Source organism: Streptomyces similanensis (assembly GCF_039543625.1).
In the GTDB taxonomy this organism is placed as follows: domain Bacteria; phylum Actinomycetota; class Actinomycetes; order Streptomycetales; family Streptomycetaceae; genus Streptomyces; species Streptomyces similanensis.
The window spans coordinates 13,844-32,576 of the sequence record NZ_BAABKC010000039.1 but is presented as its reverse complement, the minus strand read 5'-3'; the positions used below and the strand labels follow the sequence as shown (position 1 = coordinate 32,576).

General features: G+C 73.8%; 15 protein-coding genes and 1 pseudogene. 5 read left to right on the top strand and 11 right to left on the bottom strand.

Features of this window, described 5'->3' with window-relative positions; genetic code table 11:
- Both ABEB07_RS13035 and ABEB07_RS13030 read left to right on the top strand, forming a co-directional pair.
- Positions 1–225: pseudogene (locus tag ABEB07_RS13035) on the top strand (FUSC family protein); the annotation flags it as partial.
- 5 nt (positions 226–230) lie between these two features.
- A complete protein-coding gene (locus ABEB07_RS13030) occupies positions 231–1,136 on the top strand; it encodes a LysR family transcriptional regulator (RefSeq protein ID WP_345668550.1) in 906 nt (301 codons plus the stop codon).
- Here the strand turns inward: ABEB07_RS13030 and ABEB07_RS13025 are convergent.
- Positions 1,105–1,929 (bottom strand): restriction endonuclease, encoded by an 825-nt coding sequence (locus ABEB07_RS13025; RefSeq protein ID WP_345668478.1) that lies wholly within the window; start codon positions 1,927–1,929, stop codon positions 1,105–1,107. The genes ABEB07_RS13030 and ABEB07_RS13025 overlap by 32 nt on opposite strands.
- A gap of 293 nt (positions 1,930–2,222) precedes the next feature.
- Between ABEB07_RS13025 and ABEB07_RS13020 the strand changes: the two genes are divergently transcribed.
- Positions 2,223–3,398 carry a PP2C family protein-serine/threonine phosphatase gene (locus ABEB07_RS13020; RefSeq protein WP_345668477.1) on the top strand — a complete coding sequence of 392 codons (1,176 nt, stop codon included), beginning with the start codon at positions 2,223–2,225 and terminating at the stop codon, positions 3,396–3,398.
- A gap of 21 nt (positions 3,399–3,419) precedes the next feature.
- On the opposite strand, the gene ABEB07_RS13015 is transcribed toward ABEB07_RS13020, so the two are convergent.
- The 3 genes from ABEB07_RS13015 to ABEB07_RS13005 form a co-directional block, all read right to left on the bottom strand.
- On the bottom strand, positions 3,420–5,039 hold the full coding sequence (locus ABEB07_RS13015; RefSeq protein WP_345668476.1) for a phytoene desaturase family protein: 1,620 nt from the start codon (positions 5,037–5,039) through the stop codon (positions 3,420–3,422).
- On the bottom strand, positions 5,032–5,529 hold the full coding sequence (locus tag ABEB07_RS13010; protein WP_345668475.1) for an SRPBCC family protein: 498 nt from the start codon (positions 5,527–5,529) through the stop codon (positions 5,032–5,034). Before ABEB07_RS13010 ends, ABEB07_RS13015 begins: the two co-directional genes overlap by 8 nt.
- A 94-nt stretch (positions 5,530–5,623) precedes the next feature.
- Complete coding sequence (locus ABEB07_RS13005) at positions 5,624–6,712, bottom strand: NAD(+)/NADH kinase (RefSeq protein WP_176151578.1); 1,089 nt, start codon at positions 6,710–6,712, stop codon at positions 5,624–5,626.
- 99 nt (positions 6,713–6,811) lie between these two features.
- Between ABEB07_RS13005 and ABEB07_RS13000 the strand changes: the two genes are divergently transcribed.
- Both ABEB07_RS13000 and ABEB07_RS12995 read left to right on the top strand, forming a co-directional pair.
- Entirely contained in the window at positions 6,812–6,982 is a 171-nt protein-coding gene (locus ABEB07_RS13000) for a hydrophobic protein (RefSeq protein WP_164586308.1), read from the top strand.
- A gap of 236 nt (positions 6,983–7,218) precedes the next feature.
- On the top strand, positions 7,219–8,451 hold the full coding sequence (locus tag ABEB07_RS12995) for a chitinase (protein ID WP_176151577.1): 1,233 nt from the start codon (positions 7,219–7,221) through the stop codon (positions 8,449–8,451).
- 30 nt (positions 8,452–8,481) lie between these two features.
- On the opposite strand, the gene ABEB07_RS12990 is transcribed toward ABEB07_RS12995, so the two are convergent.
- The 7 genes from ABEB07_RS12990 to ABEB07_RS12960 form a co-directional block, all read right to left on the bottom strand.
- On the bottom strand, positions 8,482–10,191 hold the full coding sequence (locus tag ABEB07_RS12990) for a RecQ family ATP-dependent DNA helicase (protein WP_345668474.1): 1,710 nt from the start codon (positions 10,189–10,191) through the stop codon (positions 8,482–8,484).
- Between the two features lie 74 nt (positions 10,192–10,265).
- Positions 10,266–11,009 (bottom strand): respiratory nitrate reductase subunit gamma, encoded by a 744-nt coding sequence (gene narI, locus ABEB07_RS12985; RefSeq protein ID WP_176151575.1) that lies wholly within the window; start codon positions 11,007–11,009, stop codon positions 10,266–10,268.
- Positions 11,006–11,701, bottom strand: a complete 696-nt coding sequence (narJ, locus tag ABEB07_RS12980; protein WP_345668473.1) for a nitrate reductase molybdenum cofactor assembly chaperone — start codon at positions 11,699–11,701, stop codon at positions 11,006–11,008. The genes narI and narJ overlap by 4 nt, the downstream gene beginning before the upstream one ends.
- Positions 11,698–13,329: a nitrate reductase subunit beta gene (gene narH / locus ABEB07_RS12975; protein ID WP_345668472.1), complete on the bottom strand. Its 1,632-nt coding sequence runs from the start codon at positions 13,327–13,329 to the stop codon at positions 11,698–11,700. The genes narJ and narH overlap by 4 nt, the downstream gene beginning before the upstream one ends.
- A complete protein-coding gene (locus ABEB07_RS12970) occupies positions 13,326–16,976 on the bottom strand; it encodes a nitrate reductase subunit alpha (RefSeq protein ID WP_345668549.1) in 3,651 nt (1,216 codons plus the stop codon). The genes narH and ABEB07_RS12970 overlap by 4 nt, the downstream gene beginning before the upstream one ends.
- Positions 16,977–17,202: 226 nt before the next feature.
- A complete protein-coding gene (locus ABEB07_RS12965; protein ID WP_345668471.1) occupies positions 17,203–17,577 on the bottom strand; it encodes a DUF488 domain-containing protein in 375 nt (124 codons plus the stop codon).
- A 39-nt stretch (positions 17,578–17,616) separates the two neighbouring features.
- The gene (locus ABEB07_RS12960; RefSeq protein ID WP_176151571.1) at positions 17,617–18,672 is read right to left on the bottom strand and encodes a YihY/virulence factor BrkB family protein; all 1,056 of its coding nucleotides are present in this window, start codon (positions 18,670–18,672) and stop codon (positions 17,617–17,619) included.
- Positions 18,673–18,733: the final 61 nt, after the last annotated feature.

Genomic DNA, 18,733 nt, shown 5'->3' with positions numbered 1-18,733 from the left:
GCCTACCACCGGCTGGCCCGGGCCCGCCGCGCCGTCGCCCACGCCCACGCCGAGCCGGGCCGCCCCGGCCGCGACCTGACGGCGCTGGAGGCCGCGGTCACCACGGCGGAACGGCTCTGCGACGCGGTCAGCGCGCGCAACCTGGGCGGCGGCGCGGCGGCGCCCTCCTCCGGGCCGGGTTTCCCGGCCGCCCGGTGCGCGGGTGTCCGCGCGGCGGGCGGGTGAGCGCGATGGATCTGGAGGTGCTGCGGTCCTTCCGGGCGGTCGCCGAGGGCATGACCGTGACCGAGGCCGCGGCGGAGGCCGGCCTCACCCAGCCCGCCCTGTCGCGGGCGCTGCGCCGGCTGGAGGAGGAGGTGGGCGCGGAGCTGCTCCAGCGGGTCGGCCGGGTGCTGCGCCCCACCCCGGCGGGACGGGTGTTCAAGGAGTACGCGGACGCGGCCCTCGACAGCTGGGACCGCGGGCGGCGGGCGGTCGCGGAGGTCGTCGACCCGGAGGCGGGCGTGGTGTCGCTGGCCTTCCTGCACACGCTGGGCACCTGGCTGGTGCCGAAGCTGGTGACCGGGTTCCGCGAGGCGCACCCCCACGTCCGGTTCGAACTGCGCCAGCACGAGGAGAACGGCCTGGTGCAGCACCTGCTCGACGCCACCGCCGACCTGGTGATCACCAGCGGCGACCCGGGCCATCCGCTGATCACCTGGCGGCGGCTGCTGGTCGAGCCGCTGTGGCTCGCGGTGCCGACCGGGCACCGGCTGGCCGGGCGCGGCCGGGTCCGGCTCGCCGAGGTCGCCGGGGAGCCGTTCATCCTGCTCAAACCGGGCTACGGGCTGCGCAGCGTCACCGAGACGCTGTGCCGGGAGGCCGGGTTCGCCCCGCTGGTCGGCTTCGAGGGCGAGGAGGTGCACACGCTGCGCGGCCTGGTCGCGGCCGGTCTGGGCGTCTCCCTGATCCCGTCGTCGCCGGACACCGCGGCCACCCCCGACTTCCCCATCCGGTACCTGGAGATCACCGATGTGCGCGGCGCCCGGGACATCGGGCTGGCCCGGCTCGCCGGGCGCACCCTGCCGCCGGTGGCCCGGAGCTTCGGCGAGCACGCGCTGCGGGCTACGGCCGGACCGGCGGCGGGACGGGACTGACGACGGCCCACGGCGGCGGGGCGGCGCCGTCGCTCCACGCCTTCAGGGCCTCGCCGTCGACGCAGACGATGCCGCACTGCTCGGCGTACTCGACGGCCGGCGCGGTGAAGTCGCTGGTGGTGACGAAGAGCGCGAGTTCGGCCTCGTGCACGGTGTAGCAGGTGCCGCCGAAGCGCTGGAGATCCTCGGAGCCGACCCGGTTGGTGGCGCAGTAGCGCTTGCACTGGACGACCACGCGACGCCCGTCCGGGGCGACGGCCAGCACGTCGGCGCCCAGGTCACCGGCCCCGCCCGACACCTCCACGCCCGCGCAGCCGTCCCGCTCGCACAGCGCCGCCACGGCCTGTTCGAACTCGTAGGGGTCGAGCAGGCCGTAGTCGACCACCGGGTCGGCCAGGACCACGGTGTCCTCGGCGAGCGGCGCGCCCCGGCCGCCGGGACCTGCCTGGGCGGGCACGACGACGGCCGGCGCCTGCTCGGGCGGCGTCTCCAGGGCGTCCAGCGCCGTCATCGCGCCCTCCTGGAGCGCGGCGGCGGCGCGGCGCGCGGTCCGCCGCGCGAGGTGTCCGCGCCGCCTGCGGCGGCGTACGGCGAGGGCGGCGGCGGCCGTGCCGATCAGGCACAGCACGACGGCCCAGGCCGGCCGCCGTTCGGCGGCGGCGAGCGCCGCGCGGGCGGTGTAGGCTCCGGCGACCAGCAGGATGGCCGCCAGGGCGAAGAACAGCGCGGTCGCCCGCAGGTCGAAGGCGCGTATGCGGCCGCTGCGGCGTACGCTGCGTTCGGGCACGGTCACGACGGCGGGTCCCCCTCCTCGGTGACTGTCGAAGATCACTCCCGCCGTATGCCCCGGATCGCCCGCTTCACCGGGGCCGCGGACATGCCCTTGCCTGGAGCAATGAAGCGGGCGCGGTGGTGGACCCCAGCAGGCTGGTGGTCTTGGTCAAGCCCGCCGGGAGCTGTTGTGAACAGGCCGCCTGAGTGTTTTCGCGAGGACCGTCCCACCGAGCCGGCCCGCGCGTCCGCGTGTGCCTCCGGCCCGCCGGCCGCGGTGCGCCGGGCCGGGCCCGGGCGCCGCCGGAGCGGGCGATGAGGCGGGCGGGCGGAGCCGCGGACGGCAAGCCGCCCGCGGCGTCGGGCGTCCCGCTGCCGCGCGTGCCCGCCCCGCCGAGGTGGCTGCGCTGGCTGCCCTTCCTGTACGTGGCCGGGGTGCTGATCCTGGAGCCGCTGACGCCGGTGGTCTGGCCCGTCAGCTTCCTGCTCATCGCGCTGCCGCTGGTCGCCGCCTACGCCTACGGTCCCCTCGCGGTGGCCGCCTTCACGGTGTTCGCCATCGTGTTCGAGGGAGTGCTGGCGGGCACCCCGTGCTGCGCCGGGCGTTCCGTCGGCTACCTGTGGGACCGCCATTACGTGGCGAACTACGTGTGCACCAGTCTGGTCGGGGTGCTCGGCACGATCCTGGCCGTGCACCGGATCCGCCGGGAGCGCACGCTCGCCACGGTGCGCTCGGTGGCCGAGACCGCGCAGCGGGTTTTACTGCGCCCGGTGCCGCGCCGGCTGGGCCAGGTCTCGGTGGAGACGCTGTACCTGTCCGCCGCCGCCGAGGCCCGCATCGGCGGCGACCTGTACGAGGCGGTGCCGACGGTCTACGGCGTACGGCTGCTGGTCGGTGATGTGCGCGGCAAGGGGCTGGTGGCGGTGGAGACCGCCGCGACGATACTGGGCGCCTTCCGGGAAGCCGCGCACGACGAGCCCGATCTGACGGGCGTGGCGCGCCGCATGGAGCGGAGCATGAGCCGGCACGCCGCGCAGTTGCCCGGCGGCGAGGCGGCGGAGCGGTTCGTCACGGCGGTGTTCGCCGAGATCCCGGACGACGAGCACGCGGTGCGCATCGTCAACTGCGGTCATCCGCCGCCCCTGCTCATCCACTCCGGCCGCGTCACCGAGCTGTACGCGAGCGCCCCCTCGCCGCCGATCAACCTCGGGGCGCTGGCCGGCAACGGCTACCACGTGGACGTGGTGCCCTTCCGGCCGGGCGACCAGCTGCTGCTGTACACCGACGGCGTGACCGAGACCCGGGACACCGACGGGGTCTTCTATCCGCTCGCCGAGCGGGTGGGACCGTGGGCGGTGCTGGCGCCGCGCGAGCTGCTGGACCGGTTGCACGAGGATCTGCTCGACTACAGCGACGGGCGGCTCGACGACGACATCGCCGCGCTCGCCGCGTACCGGATGCCCGGCCGGCCCGGCGAGCACCGGACCTGACGGGGCGGCCCGCGGGGCCGGTCAGGTGCGGCGGCCCGTGCGGTCGCGACGGGCCAGGGCGCGCTGGGCCCGGGAGAGGCCGGGGGGCAGCCGGCGGCGCAGGGCGGCGCGGGCCGCGTTGGCGCCGGGCGCGCCGTGGACGCCGCCACCGGGGTGGGCGCCCGCCGAGGCCAGGTAGAGGGCGGCCACCGGTGTCTCGGGGCGGCCGGTGCCGGGCAGCGGGCGGAACACGAGCTGCTGGTGGATGGCCGTGGTGCCGCCGTTGATGGACCCGGTGTCGAGGTTGCGGTCCAGCGAGTGGAGCGTGGTCGGGGCGAGGACGCGGCGGGCGCGGATCCTCGCGCGGAAGCCGGGAGCGAACCGTTCGACCTGCCGTTCCATCCGGTCGGCCATGATCTCCTGTTCGCCGGGGCTCCAGGCGCCGGTCAGGCCCTCCTCGCCCGCGTCGCCGGTGATCTCGCGCGGGACGTGGGTGTAGGCCCAGGCGGACTCCGTGCCCAGCGGTGAGCGGGTGGCGTCCGCGGTGGTCATCTGGCCGAACACGGTGAAGGGCCGGTCGGGCACCTGGCGCATGGCGATCTGGGCGGTGAAGCGGGTGAGTTCGTCGAAACCGTCGGCGAGGTGGACGGTGCCCGCGCCGACCGGTCCCTCGGTGTGCCAGGGCACGGGTCCGTCGAGCGCCCAGTCGACCTTGAAGGTGGCGAAGTCCCACTGGAAGCGGCGCAGGTCGGCCAAAAGCTGGCCGGGCAGCTCGGCCGGGTCGAGGAGGCGGCCGTACAGGTCGGGCGCGGAGACGTCCGCGAGGACGGCGCGCCAGGCGGGCACCAGGTCGCCGCCGGCCGTGCGGACGCCGACGGCCCGCCCGTCGCGCACGACGACGTGGTCGACGCGTTCGCCGCAGCGCAGGATGCCGCCGCGGGTGTGCAGCCGCCGGACCAGGGCGGCGGTGAGGGCGCCGGAGCCGCCGAGCGGGACGGGGAAGCCGTGGCTCTGGCCGAGCATGGACATCAGCCAGCCGAAGCCGCCGCTGCCCGCGGACTCGGGTGCGAGGTCGGCGTGCAGGGCGTTGCCGGCCAGCAGGAGCCGGCCGCCCTCGCCGCGGAACTCCTCCTCGCCCATGCGGCGGACCGGCAGCAGCATGGTGCGGGCCACCCGCAGTCCGCCGGCCCCGCGCAGCCGGGCCAGCAGCCGGGCCCCGGCCCTGACCGGCGGGAAGGGGGCGAACAGGGCGTCCATGAGGTCCGGGCCGAGGCGTTCCCACAGCTGGTGCAGCTCGCGCCAGGCCGCTCCGTCGCCGGCCGCGAAGGCGTCGAGCGAGGCGGCGGTGACACCGGGGTCGCGGTCGAGGACGGCGCACCGGCCGTCGGTGAGGGGGTGGGCCAGCACGTGCGGGGCGTGGCTCCAGCGCAGTCCGTGGTCCTGGAGCCGCAGGCCGGCCACGACGGGCGAGGCGGCGGCGAGCGGGTAGAACGAGCTGAACAGGTCGTTGACGTAGTCGGGGTGCACGCCCCGGTCGTGGCGGACCGCGCCGCCCGGTTCGGGCTGCTCCTCCAGGACCTCCACGCTCCAGCCGGCGTCGGCGAGCAGGTTGGCCGCCACCAGGCCGTTGGGGCCGGCGCCGATCACCACGGCGTCAGGCATGTCCGCCTCCCGACCGCGGCAGGCCCGCACCGTGCCGCGCCCCTCGCCGCGCGTCCTCGGCGTCGCCCTCGCAGACCTTGGCGAGCCGGGCGAGCATGGCGCGGTGGCGGAGCTGGATCAGTGTCTCCACGGCCATGTTGTGGACCGCGCCGCCCGCGCCCTGGAGGGGGTGTTCGTCCACGACGACCAGGCAGTGCTCGCCCCAGGGGCGTACTTCGATGGCGATGCGCGCGGTGCCGAGGAAGCCCGCGTGGGCCTCCAGTTCGAGGAGCGAGCCCGCCTCGTGGTTGCGCACGATGGTCTGGTTGGTGAGCCGCAGCGGGCCGACGCGGACCTCGTACTCGATGGCCGAGTCCAGCTGCGGCCACTGTCCGCGCACCGGCCGGGACTGCGCGGTGCCCACCACCCAGTCCGCGTACCGGCTGCCGTCGGCCAGGACGGTCCACACCTCCTCGGGACTGGTCCTGATGAGCCGGTGACGTACTGCCACGCGTGCCTCCGGGGGTCGGTGGTGCGTTGCGGGCCGGTACCAGACTCACCGCTCGGCGGGGCGCCTGCAATTCGTGCCCGCGGCCGGGCGGGGCTCAGCGCTCGCGGTCCGGGGCCGGTTCCGGCGCGCCGTCGGGCGCGGGCGGCAGCGCCAGGTGGGCGAGGTCGCCGGGCCGCGGGCTGCTCACCGGCCACAGCGGCGCCGGGGTACCGTCGGCGACGGCGGCCGGGGCGTCGGTGAGGTTCATGCGCTCGCGCAGCCGGCCGTAGAAGTCCATCGGGCCGAGCCGTACGGCCCGCAGCCGGCGCGGGGCGGCGTAGACGCCGATCCAGTCGCCCGGGTCGAGGACGCCGCGCAACTGGCCGTCGACGCTGACGGCGGCCTGGCCGGAGCGTTCGAGCACGCGCAGCGCGACGGGTTCGTCCGGGGCGGCCACGACCGAGCGGTTGAACGCCATGTGCGGGGCGACCGGGGTGAACACCAGGGCGTCGGCGCGCGGCGAGACGACCGGGCCGCCGGCGGCGAAGCTGTAGGCGGTCGAGCCGGTGGGCGTGGCGACGAGCAGCGCGTCGGCGGAGTAGGACGCGAGGAGCCGGCCGGCGAGGTAGACGCCGGCCGACACCTGCCGGTCCCGGGCGAGTTTCTCGACGGCGATCTCGTTGAGGGCGGTGATGTTGAGGGCTACGCCCCAGTCGCCGCCGGCCTCGCAGTCGGCGCGCACCCGCGGCGGGGGCAGCATGGGGCGGCGGCCGTAGCGCATCAGTTCTTCGATGCCCGCGGGCACCTCCAGGCGGCGCGAGGCGCGCATGGTGAGCAGCATCCGGCTCTCGACCGTGATCCGGTCCTCCCGCAGCGCGTCCAGCGCCAGGCGCACCTGGGTGGCGGGCACTTCGGTGAGGAAGCCGACGCGGCCGAGGTCGACGCCGAGGAGGAGCGCGTCGTGCTCGGCGGCGAGGCGGGCGCCGCGCAGGAAGGTGCCGTCGCCGCCGAGGGTGACGATGAGGTCGGGGTCGCCGGCGGCCTCGACCTCCGCGCCGGCGTTGCGCCGGCCGCCGTCGTGCCACGCGTCGATGTCGGTGCACGGCACGGCGCGCTCGTCGCACCAGGCGTGCACGACCCGCTGAGCGGCCTGGGCCTCGGGGCGTCCGCCGTGGACGACCAGGCCGATCCGGCGCACCGTCACAGCACCGCCGGGTTCCCCCCATAACCTCTTGGAAACATTGAAGAGTGTGCGCGTTTTCCTGGGAATCAAGGGCATTCGGTGGAGCGGAGGTTGATAATCATGGTTCCTTTGCTTCTCGTTCTTCTGCTGGCCCTGATCCTGTTCGGCGCCGGCTTCGCCTTGAAGATCCTTTGGTGGGTCGCGATCGTCGTGCTCGTGCTGTGGCTGCTCGGCTTCATCGTGCGGCCGGCCGGCAGCGGCGGCCGCAAGGGCCGCTGGTATCGCTGGTGACGGTCGCCCGCGGGGCGGCGTGAGCCTTCCGCGGTGATCAGGAACGTACGCCCGGCATCATGCCGGGCGTACGTCGTTTTCGGGGTGAATCCGGTTGCCACCAGGGGTTGTTGAGGTAAAGGAATCGTATGGTCTAGTCCAAAGAATCACCTGGTCCAGACCAATCCATTGACGTGCTCGCAACAGGGTCAGGAAGCTGGGGCCACTTCCCCCTCCCCACCCCCTGGAGGCACGCAGTGAGACCTCTTCGCGCATGTCTGGGCGCGGCCGCCGCCGTCGCCCTCGCCGCCGCCGGCACCACCGCCCTGGTCGCGGGCAGCGCCTCGGGCGCGACCAACTCGGCGGAAGCGCTGAGCAACCGCTGGTACGCCGCGGCCCCGTATCTGATGCCGCTCGACAACGACCCGCCGAGCGCCGGCGCCATCATGGACGCCACCGGGCTCAAGGCCTTCCAGCTCGCCTTCGTCCTCGCCCCCAACGGCGGCGGCTGCTCGCCCACCTGGGACGGCACGGCCGCCGTCTCCTCGGACACCGCCGTGAAGTCGGTGATCGACGCCATCCGCGCCAAGGGCGGCGACGTCTCCGTCTCCATCGGCGGCTACGGCGGCACCAAGCTCGGCCAGGCATGCTCCGACGCGGCCTCCACCGCGGCGGCCTACCAGCAGGTCATCACCAAGTACGGCCTGCACGCCATCGACTTCGACCTGGAGGAGCCGGAGTACGAGAACACGGCGGCCATCAAGAACGAGATCGGCGCCGCCAGGATCCTCCAGCAGAACAACCCCGGCCTCTACGTCTCCGTCACCACCGCCGGCACCGCCGACGGCACCGGCTGGTTCGGCAAGCAGATGCTGCTGGAGGCCAAGTCGCAGGGCTTCACGCCGAACAACTTCTCCATCATGCCCTTCGACGGCGGCTTCAACGGAGCGGCCTCGCAGACCGGCGCGCTGACCAACTTCAACAAGATCCTCCAGTCCACCTTCGGCTGGAGCGAGGCCACCGCCTACGCCCACGAGGGCTTCTCCGGCATGAACGGCCGCAGCGACACCGGCGAGATCTTCACCCAGGCCGACTTCCAGACCGTCCTGGACTACGCCACCTCCCACAACATGGACCGCTTCACCTTCTGGTCCCTGAACCGCGACCGCCAGTGCACCCCGGCCGACAACGGCGGCCGTACGTCGGGCACCTGCTCCAGCGTCGCGCAGAACTCCTGGGACTTCGCCAAGTACTCGGTGAAGTTCGCCGGCGTCACCCCGCCCACCACTCCCCCGACCTCCCCGCCGCCCAGCAGCCCCACCCCGCCGCCGAGCACCCAGTGCAAGCCGGCCTGGAGCGGGAGCACCGCGTACACCGGCGGCAGCGAGGTGTCGTACAACAGCCACAACTGGAAGGCCAAGTGGTGGACCCAGAACGAGACCCCCGGGGCCTCGCAGTGGGGTCCGTGGGAGGACGAGGGCTCCTGCTGACGTGAACCGCGACGCGGCCGGGCGGAGCAGCTAGCCCGCGCCGTCGTCCCCGCCGGGCCGGCGCACCACCGTCAGGAGGTCGTCGCGCCCGGCCAGCGCGTCCAGGGACAGGGTGTGGTAGCCGGCCTCGTCGAACAGGACGGTGATGCGGTCGCCGTCCTCCCTGAGGACCGTGCCCGCGCCCCACTGCCCGTGCCGCACCTCGGCGCCCACCGGGTAGCGGCCGGCGGCGGGGTGAGCGGGCCGGCGGCCGGCGGCGGCCGCGTCCGGGTCGGCGGCGGCCGCCTCGCAGCGGTCGCAGTTGCCGCACGGCGGCTCGTAGGCCTCGCCGAAGTAGCCGAGCAGGAAGTGCCGGCGGCAGCCGGTGGTCTCGGCGTAGGCGCGGGCCATCTCCACCCGGGAGCGGTCGGTGCGGCGGTGCGCCTCGGCCGTCCGCTCCGCCCGCGCCGCCGCTTCGTCCGGGTCGGCGCCCGGCGTCGGGCGCACCTCGCCCTCCTCGCCCGTGGTGACGGCGCCCGCCTCCTCCAGCAGGTTCACGGCCGTGGTCACCCGGGGGCGGGACAGACCGGTGTCCTCGCGCAGTGCGGCCAGGTCGGCGGGGTCGTCGCGGTGCTCGTGCACGGCGTCGGCGACCTCGTCCAGCGTGTCCCGGCCCGTCGTGCGGGAGGCGAAGTATGCCTGCATGCCGGTGTCCTCGGGCCGGTAGTGCAGCACCGCGAGGGCCGGCCCGCCGTCCCGGCCCGCGCGGCCGATCTCCTGGTAGTAAGCGTCCAGCGAGCCGGGCAGCGCCGCGTGCAGCACGAACCGCACGTCCTCCTTGTCGATGCCCATGCCGAAGGCGGAGGTCGCCACCACGACGTCCGCCCGCCCCGACTGGAACGCCTCGTGGATGCGCCGGCGATCGGCGGCCCGCAGTCCCGCGTGGTACGCCTCGGCGGCGAACCCGAGGTCGGCCAGCTCCCGCGCGTACCGCTCGGTGTCCTTGCGGGTGGCCGCGTAGACGAGGCCCGGCTTCGGTTCGGCGGCGGCCCGCTCGATCAGGGCGCGCCGCCGCTCCTCGTCGTCCCGGAAGCGGCGCGCCTCCAGCCGGATGCCGGGCCGGTCGAACCCGGTGACCAGCACCTTGGGCCGTTCCATGCCGAGCCGTTCGACGATCTCGCGGCGCACCGGCGGGGCCGCCGTCGCGGTCAGCGCCAGCAGCGGCGGCCGGCCCAGACGGCGTACGGCCTGCTCCAGGCGCAGGTAGTCGGGCCGGAAGTCGTGGCCCCAGGAGGAGACGCACTGCGCCTCGTCCACCACGAACAGGGCCGGGTGCGCCCCGGCCAGCCGCTCCACGACCTCGTCCTTGGCCAGTTGCTCGGGGGCGAGGTAGACGAAGCCGGCGGCGCCCTCCTCCACCGCCCGCCAGGCGGCCTGTTCCTCGGCCGCGGTGAGGGCGGAGTTCAGGGCGACGGCGCGCGGCGCCCGCTCGGGGAGCCCGGCGATCTGGTCGCGTTGCAGGGCGAGCAGCGGGGAGACCACCACGACCGGTCCGGGCAGCAGCGGCGCGGGCGCCTGGAAGACGGCGGACTTGCCGGAGCCGGTGGGCATCACCACCAGGGCGTCGTGGCCGGCCAGCACCCATTCCATCGCCGTGAGCTGCCCGGGCCGCAGGGCGTCCCAGCCGAACACCTCGGCGGCCGCGGCCCGCAGTCGCTGTGCCGGCTCGTCCGGCCGGTCCGGTCCGTGCGTCGTGGTCATGTCCGGCTCCTGACCGCTTCCGGCGCGGGTAGTCAGGGTTTCTTGGCGACGGTGAGCAGGGCGGCGGCGCGCGGTCAGTAGCGGACGCCGATGCGGCGCCAGCGGCGGCCTCCGGTGCCCGGCTCGGCGGGGTGGGCGGGCACCCGGCGGCGGTAGAGGACGTAGGGGCGCCACAGGTACCACAGCGGCAGGCTCCAGGCGTGGACGAGCCGGGTGAAGGGCCACACGGCGAGGATGGCCCAGGCGGCGGTGGCGTGCACCTGGTAGATGAGCGGCGCGTGGGTGATCGCGGGGACGTCGGGGTTCCCGGCGAACAGGCCCCGGAACCACAGGGAGACGCTGCGCCGGTAGTCGTAGCCCGCGCCGAAGAGGTTGATGCCGAGGGTCGGGATGACGCCCAGCACGATCACGACCGCCAGCAGGATCAGGGCGAGCCAGTCGACCGGGCTGGTGGTGGCGCGCACCCGGGGCACGGTCGTGCGGCGGAAGGCGAGCACGGCGACCCCGGCGAGCACCGCGAGCGCGGCGACGGTGCCACCGACGGAGGAGAACCAGCGGTAGGTGTTCTCCGGGATGCCGAGCCGGCGGGTGAAGGACTCCGGGACGAGGATGCCGAGCACGTGTCCGGCGATGGCCGCGAAGGCGCCGTAGTGGAAGAGGGGGCCGCCCCATTTGAGCAGGCGGCCCTCCTGGAGCTGGGTGGAGCGGCTGGTCCAGCCGAACTGGTCGTAGCGCCAGCGCCAGATGTGGCCGACGACGAAGGTGACGAGGGCGAGGTAGGGCAGGATGACCCACCACCACAGGTCCCAGGAGTTCATCGGTCCTCCCTGTTCGCGCTCGCCGCGGACGCCGCCGGTGGGGGCGTGTGGGCGGAGGTCAGGTATTCGGGCGGGGCGAAGGGCTCGGTGCCCGCCGGGTGCGCGCCCACGTGTTCGCCCGGGGGTCCCTCGGCGGCCAGCCGCCGCCAGGTGTCGCGGTCGCGGCGGCCCGGCCGGGGCAGGCGTCCGCAGACGGCGTCCAGGACGGGGGTGTACGGGTCGGAGCGCTCGGCCAGTGCCGTGCGCAGGAGTTCGAGTCCGGCCCGGCACTGGAGCAGGACGCGGTGGCCGGGTTCGGGGGCGAGCGCGGCGAACTCCAGGACGAGCGGCAGGTGGTCGGGCAGTTCGTCCTCGGGGGGTTCCTGTCCGGCCTGCCGGTAGGTGTGTTTGAGGGCGAGCAGCGCCATGCCGCGGGCGCGGGTGTCGCCGTGCCGGTAGTAGGTCAGGTGCAGGCAGTGGCGGCGGGTGTGGTCGAAGGTGGCGACGTAGCGCTCGGCGGCCTCGTCAGGCGGCAGGGCGCGCAGGTGTGCGGCGACGGCCGCGAGCCGGGCCCGGTCGGCGGTGTCGCGGACGGCCGGGAGCGCCGCGGTCACATCGTCGAGGCGGGCGAGCACCGTCGGGTCGGGATAGCGCAGCAGGACGGCGGCGATGCGGTGCAGGGCGGGGGTGTCGGGGGCCGGGCGGCGGTTCACGGGGCGCTCCCCTCGGTGCCGCCGAAGAGGCCGGGGGCGGGTGCGCTGCCGTTCCAGCCGAGGAGGTTGAAGCGGACCTGTCCGTCGCTGTCGCGGAAGTGGGCGCCGCCGCCGGGCGCGGCGAGTCCGGGCAGTTCGGGCGGGGCGGGGTCCACCTCGTCGTGGGAGGCGAGGTCGGCGACTCCGCCGGGGCGGTCCAGGGAGCAGTGCTGGGCCATCAGGGCGCCGGAGCCTTCGGCGTGCGTCTTGGGGATGACGTAGCGCTCGTCGTACTTGGCGACGGCGAGCAGCCGGTAGAGGTCCTCGATGCCGTCGGCGGTGGCGCCGGCCCGCTCCAGCAGGCGCCGGTCGGCCGGGTCGCCGAGCTGCTTGGCCCGCATGTGGCCGCGCATCGCGGTGAGTTTGCGCAGCACGCCCTCGACGACGGCGGTGTCGCCCGCGGTGAACAGGTTCGCCAGGTATTCCACGGGGATGCGCAGCGCGTCGATGGCGGCGAAGATCCGGTCGGGGTCGTCGTCGTGGTAGCCGGTGGCGTGCACGGCGTCGGCGACCGGGGAGAGCGGCGGCACGTACCAGACCATGGGCATGGTGCGGTACTCGGGGTGCAGGGGCAGCGCCACCCGGTGTTCCTTGATCAGGGCGTACACGGGTGAGCGGCGGGCGGCCTCGATCCAGTCGTGCGCGATGCCGTCGCGGGCGGCGGCCTCGCGCACCCAGTCCTCGTGCGGGTCGAGGAAGACGGACAGCTGGGCCTCGTAGAGGTCCTTGTCGTCCTGGACGGAGGCGGCGTCGAGGACGGCGTCGGCGTCGTAGAGCATGACGCCGAGGTGGCGCAGCCGGCCCACGCAGGTCTCCGCGCAGATGGTGGGCTGGCCGGCCTCGATGCGCGGGTAGCAGAAGGTGCACTTCTCGGCCTTGCCGGTGCGGTGGTTGAAGTAGACCTTCTTGTAGGGGCAGCCGGAGACGCAGAACCGCCAGCCGCGGCAGCGGTCCTCGTCGACCAGGACGATGCCGTCCTCCTCGCGCTTGTACATCGCTCCGGAGGGGCAGGAGGCCACGCAGGACGGGTTGAGGCAGTGCTCGCAGATGCGCGGCAGGTAGAACATGAAGGTGTGCTCGAACTCCAGGCGCACCCGTTCGGCCAGGCCCCTCAGGTTGGGGTCGGCGGCGGCGTACTCGGCGGCGCCGGCGAGGTCGTCGTCCCAGTTGGGGCCGTGCACCGGCCGCATGTCCCGGCCGGTGAGCTGCGACTTGGGGCGGGCGCTGGGGAAGGTGTCGGACAGCGGCGCGGTGGTCAGGCTCTGGTAGTCGTACGTCCACGGCTCGTAGAAGTCGTCCAGCGAGGGCATGTCCGGGTTGTGGAAGAGGGTGAGCAGTTTGCGCAGCCGGCCGCCGGCCTTGAGCCTGAGCCGGCCGCGGCGGTCCAGGGTCCAGCCGCCCTTCCACTTCTCCTGGTCCTCGTAGCGGCGCGGGTATCCGGCGCCGGGCTTGGTCTCGACGTTGTTGAACCACACGTATTCGGTGCCCGGCCGGTTGGTCCAGGTCTGTTTGCAGGTCACCGAGCAGGTGTGGCAGCCGATGCACTTGTCGAGGTTCATCACCATGGCCACCTGGGCCATCACCTTCACTGGAAGTCGACCTCCTGCGCGCGGCGGCGGATGACGGTGATCTCGTCACGTTGGTTGCCGGTGGGACCGATGTAGTTGAAGGCGTAGCTGAACTGGGCGTAGCCGCCGATGAGATGGGTGGGTTTGATCAGCAGGCGGGTCAGGGAGTTGTCGCCGCCGCCGTGCAGCCCGGAGGTCTCGGTGCGCGGCACGTTCAGGTGCCGGTCCATGGTGTGGTACATGAACACGGTGCCCTCGGGCATGCGGTGGGTGACCACGGCCCGGCAGGCGACGACGCCGTTGCGGTTGTACGCCTCGATCCAGTCGTTGTCGGCGACCTGGATCTTCTCGGCGTCCAGGGGGCTCATCCAGATGCCCGGACCGCCGCGGAACAGGGTGAGCATGTGCAGGTTCTCCTGGTACTCGGAGTGGATGGACCACTTCGAGTGCGGGGTCAGGTAGCGCACCACCAGTTCCGGGTGCCCGGCCGGGTTGCGGCGGGGGTCGCCGACGTGGGCGAGCATGTTCAGCGGGGGCCGGTAGACGGGGAGTTGCTCGCCGAACTCGGCCATCCAGTCGTGGTCGAGGAAGAAGTGCTGGCGGCCGGTGAGGGTGTGCCAGGGTTTGAGCCGTTCGACGTTGACGGTGAACGGCGAGTAGCGCCGGCCGCCGGACTCGGTGCCGGACCACTCGGCCGAGGTGATCACGGCGCGGGGCTGGACGCGGGTGTCCTCGAAGGTGATGCGGTCGCCGGAGCGTTCCTCGGCGAGGTCGGCGAGGGGCACTCCGGTGCGTTTCTCCAGGGCGCGCAGCGAGGCGACGGCCAGGCGGCCGTTGGTGGTGCCGGACAGGGCGAGGACGGCCTCGCAGAACTGGTCGTCGCGGGCGATGGAGGGCCGCCCGTCGGCGACGCCGCCGCGCACGACGCCGTTGCGGGCGCGCAGGTCGTCGATCTCCTCGCCGGGGTGCCAGGTGACGCCCTTGGTGGCGGTGCCGAGGGTGTCCAGCAGCGGTCCCACGGCGGCCATCTTCTCGGCGACCTTGGTGTAGTCGCGCTCCACGACGGTCAGTCTGGGCATGGTGCGGCCGGGGACGGGCTCGCACTCGCCGGTTTTCCAGTCGCGCACCACGCCGTGCGGCTGGGCCAGTTCGTCGGGGGTGTCGTGGGCGAGCGGGGCGGCGACGACGTCGCGGCGCACTCCGAGGTGGGTGGCGGCCTGGCGGGAGAACTCGGCGGCGAGGGTGTGGAAGATGTCGAAGTCGCTGCGGGTCTGCCAGGGCGGTGCGATGGCCGGGTTGAAGGCGTGCACGAAGGGGTGCAGGTCGGTGGAGGACAGGTCGAACTTCTCGTACCAGGTGGCGGCGGGCAGCACCACGTCGGAGAACAGGCAGGTGCTGGTCATCCGGAAGTCGACGGCGACCGACAGGTCGAGCTTGCCGACGGGCGCCTCCTCGCGCCAGGTGACGTCCTGGGGCCGCAGTTCGGGCGGGGTCTCGGGGGCGGTCATCGCGTCGTCGGTGCCGAGCAGGTGCCGGAGCATGTACTCGTGGCCCTTCATCGACGACGCGAACAGGTTGGCGCGCCAGATCAGCAGCACCCGGGGGAAGTTGGCGGGGTCGTCGGGGTCCTCGGCGGCGAACCGCAGCCGGCCGGCCTTCAGTTCGTCCACGATGTGGTCGGCGACGTCCTTGCCGGCCCGCTGGGCGTCGTCGCAGAGGTCCAGCGGGTTGCGGTCGAAGGTCGGGTGGGAGGGCATCCAGCCGAGGCGGGCGGCGAGCGCGTTGAGGTCGGGCAGGGTGCGCCTGGCCAGCCGGCCCCGGCCCAGCGGGCTGGTGAGCACGTCGGCGGGGAACGCCTCGTAGCGCCACTGGTCGGTGGCGAGCCAGAACAGCGGGGTGCCCACCATGTGCCGGGTGGGGCGCTGCCAGTCCAGGCCGAAGGCGAGGTGGAACCAGCCGGTGAGGGGGCGGACCTTCTCCTGGCCGACGTAGTGCGCCCAGCCGCCGCCGTTGACGCCCTGGCTGCCGGTGAGCATGGTCAGGGAGAGGAAGGCGCGGTAGATCTGGTCGGAGTGGAACCAGTGGTTGGTGCCCGCGCCCATCGCGATCATGGAGCGGCCGCCGGTGCGTTCGGCGTTGCGCGCGAACTCGCGGGCCACCCGGGCCGCGGCCTTGGCCGGCACCGAGGTGACGGCCTCCTGCCAGGCGGGGGTGCAGGGCGTGTCCGCGTCGTCGTAGCCGGTGGGCCACTGGCCGGGCAGGCCCGCGCGGCCCACCGCGTACTGGGCCATGACCAGGTCGAACACCGTCGTCACCAGGTGCCCGCCGACCCGGGTGGCGGGCACGCCGCGCCGTACCGCGCCGCCGGACTCCTCCGGGCCCGCGTCGAAGCGCGGCAGGTCCACCGCCACCTCCTCGCCGCCCGGGCGGCCGTACAGGGTCAGCAGCGGATCGACGCCGTCCAGCCTGAGGTTCCACCGGGGGCCGTCCTCGGGCGAGGTCCAGCGGAAGCCCAGTGAGCCGTTCGGCACGACCGGCTCGCCGGTGGCGGCGTCCAGCAGCACGGTCTTGAACTCGGCCGCCTCCTCGTCGGCGCCGGGCAGGTCGGCGGCGGTGAGGAACTTGTCCGGCACGTACGCGCCGTCGCGCTCGCGCAGCCGGACCAGGAACGGCAGGTCGGTGTAGGTCTTGGCGTACTCGGTGAAGCGGGGCACCCGCCGGTCGCGGTAGAACTCGGTGAGGATGACGTGGCCCATGGCCATGGCCAGCGCGCCGTCGGTGCCGGGGACCGCGGCGAGCCAGTCGTCGGCGAACTTGGTGTGGTCGCCGTAGTCCGGGGAGACCACGACGACCTTCTGTCCCCGGTAGCGGGCCTCGGTCATGAAGTGGGCGTCGGGGGTGCGGGTGATCGGCAGGTTGGTGCCCCACACGATGAGGTACCCGGCGTTCCACCAGTCGCCGGACTCCGGTACGTCCGTCTGGTCGCCGAACACCTGCGGCGAGGCCATCGGCAGGTCGGCGTACCAGTCGTAGAAGGAGGAGATGGTCCCGCCGATCATCGACAGGTAGCGGGTGCCCGCCGAGTACGAGGCGATCGACATCGCCGGGATGGGCGAGAAGCCGACGATGCGGTCGGGACCGTACCGTTTGACCGTGTCCACCTGGGCGGCCGCGACCAGTTCGACGACCTCCCGCCAGGTGGCGCGCACGAAGCCGCCCTTGCCGCGGGCCCGTTTGTAGAGGGCGCGGCGCTCCGGGTCGGAGGTCAGCCACTGCCACGCCTCGACCGGGTCGTCGCTGCGGGCGCGGGCCTGCCGCCACAGCTGGAGCAGGGGGCGGCGGACGTAGGGGTAGCGGATGCGGGTGGGCGAGTAGGTGTACCAGGAGAACGCGGCGCCGCGCGGGCAGCCGCGGGGTTCGTACTCGGGCGAGTCGGGGCCCACGCTCGGGTAGTCGGTGGCCTGGGTCTCCCAGGTGATGATGCCGTCCTTGACGAACACCCGCCAGGAGCACGAGCCGGTGCAGTTCACTCCGTGGGTGGAGCGGACCTCGCGGTCGTGGCGCCACCGCTCGCGGTAGAACTCCTCGGCGGCTCGGCCGCCGTCCCGGTACAGGACGCGCCGGTCGGGCGACTGTTCGCCGGGGAAGAAGTACTGCGCCGAGCGCATCAGCCGGTCCAGCGCCTCACCAGAGCGGTCGCTGCTCACACCCTCGCCTCTCGCCTCGCGTGCGCCCTGCGCGCCCCGCGGGGGCGGGGGCGGAGTCGGCGGCCATGGCAAGTCTTGGCCGCGGCAGGGGCGACCGCAAGCGGCCAATCGTGCGAATCGGCGGACGGCGGGCCGTCGGGGGCTTTCAGGTGTGGGGTTTCGGGTGTGGGGTTTCGGGTGTGGGGTTTCAGGTGCGGGGGCGGCTGTCGTGGTGGAGCCATTCGGCCAGGACCGCGGCCTGGCTGTGGTCCACGTCCTTGGTCGCGGTGAGCAGGGTGAGCCGGTCCTGGTCGGCCAGCTCGCGCAGCCGGCCGACCGCTTCGCGGTGTCCGGCGTCGCGCAGTTCGGCCAGGTAGCGGCGGCGGAACTCGTCGTAGCGGCTCGGCTCGTGGCCGTACCAGTGGCGCAGGTCGGTGGAGGGCGCCACGTCGCGCAGCCACTCGTCCAGGTGGGCGTCCGCCTTGCGCATGCCGCGCGGCCAGACGCGGTCCACGAGCACACGTGTGCCGTCCTGGGGCGAGGTGTCCTCGTAGACGCGTCGGTAGGTGATGTGGGTCGCCATGAGGGTGCCTCCGTTCGTCCGGGCCTTCGGGTGGGGGTGTCAGGGAGGGCAGCCGGGGCCGGCGGGGTCCTGCCCGTCGTCGGCGGCGGGGTCCGGTCCGCCGCCGGGGTCCGCGTGCGGGGGCGGGTCGAAGTGGACGCTGACCTTCTGGAAGCCCTTGAACGCCTCCGTGGCGGCGTAGGACCGGTAGGCCCGCTGGTCGCCGGGGGTGAGGTGGACGCGGTCGGTGAACGGGGTCAGCAGACTGCGGGGCCACAGCCGCATGCACCGCACCGCGCTGATCTCCGCCGTGAACACGTACACCAGCGCCCCCAGGTAGATCCACGCCAGCAGGCCGAGGACGATGCCGAACAGGCCGTACGTCGCGGTGGCGCCCTGCAGGACGTGGTCGACGTAGTACGTGCCGCCCCACAGCAGTCCCTGCCAGGCGCACGCGGCGCCCAGCGCCGGACCGTACATCAGGCGCAGCGGCAGCCGGCGGCGGGTCAGCACGCGGTAGCTGCCGACCAGCAGGGCGGCGTTCAGCAGGACGGACAGCAGCTCGGCGGCGATCCGCACCCCTGTCTGGAGCCGGGCGCCGAACACCCCGGACGCCCACTCGGCGGCGGTGGACAGACCCGTGGTCACGAGCAGTCCGGCCGCGAGCAGCGTGAGGAACTTCAGCCCTTTGAGCCGGGAGCGGAACGGGTCGGGGCGGGCGTGCCGGGGCACCGCGAAGATCTTGTTGAGGGCGTGCTGGGCGGCCTGCGCCACGTTCAGGGCGCCGTAGGCGCTGCCGAGCACACCCACCGTGACGGCGACCGTGTTGCCGTGGAAGGAGTGGATGTTGTGGCCGATCTGGTCGCCGATCACCGGGAACTCGCTCAGGGCGGAGTTGAGCACCGCCTGCTGGAGCTGCGGGTTGCTGCTGAGGACGGCGCTGAGGACCGCGACCAGGAACAGCAGCATCGGGAACAGCGCCAGAAACCCGTAGTACGTCAGCAGCGCGGCCAGGTAGGCGGCCTGGTCGTCGAAGAACTTGTAGACGACGGCCAGCGGCAGCCCCGCCCAGCGGTGCCGCCGCTGGTAGGCATCCAGTCGGGCCAGCACGTCCATGCGCTCTCCCACACTGTCGGCCGTGGCGCCGCTCGCACCGGTCGCCACCGGTTCCAGGTGC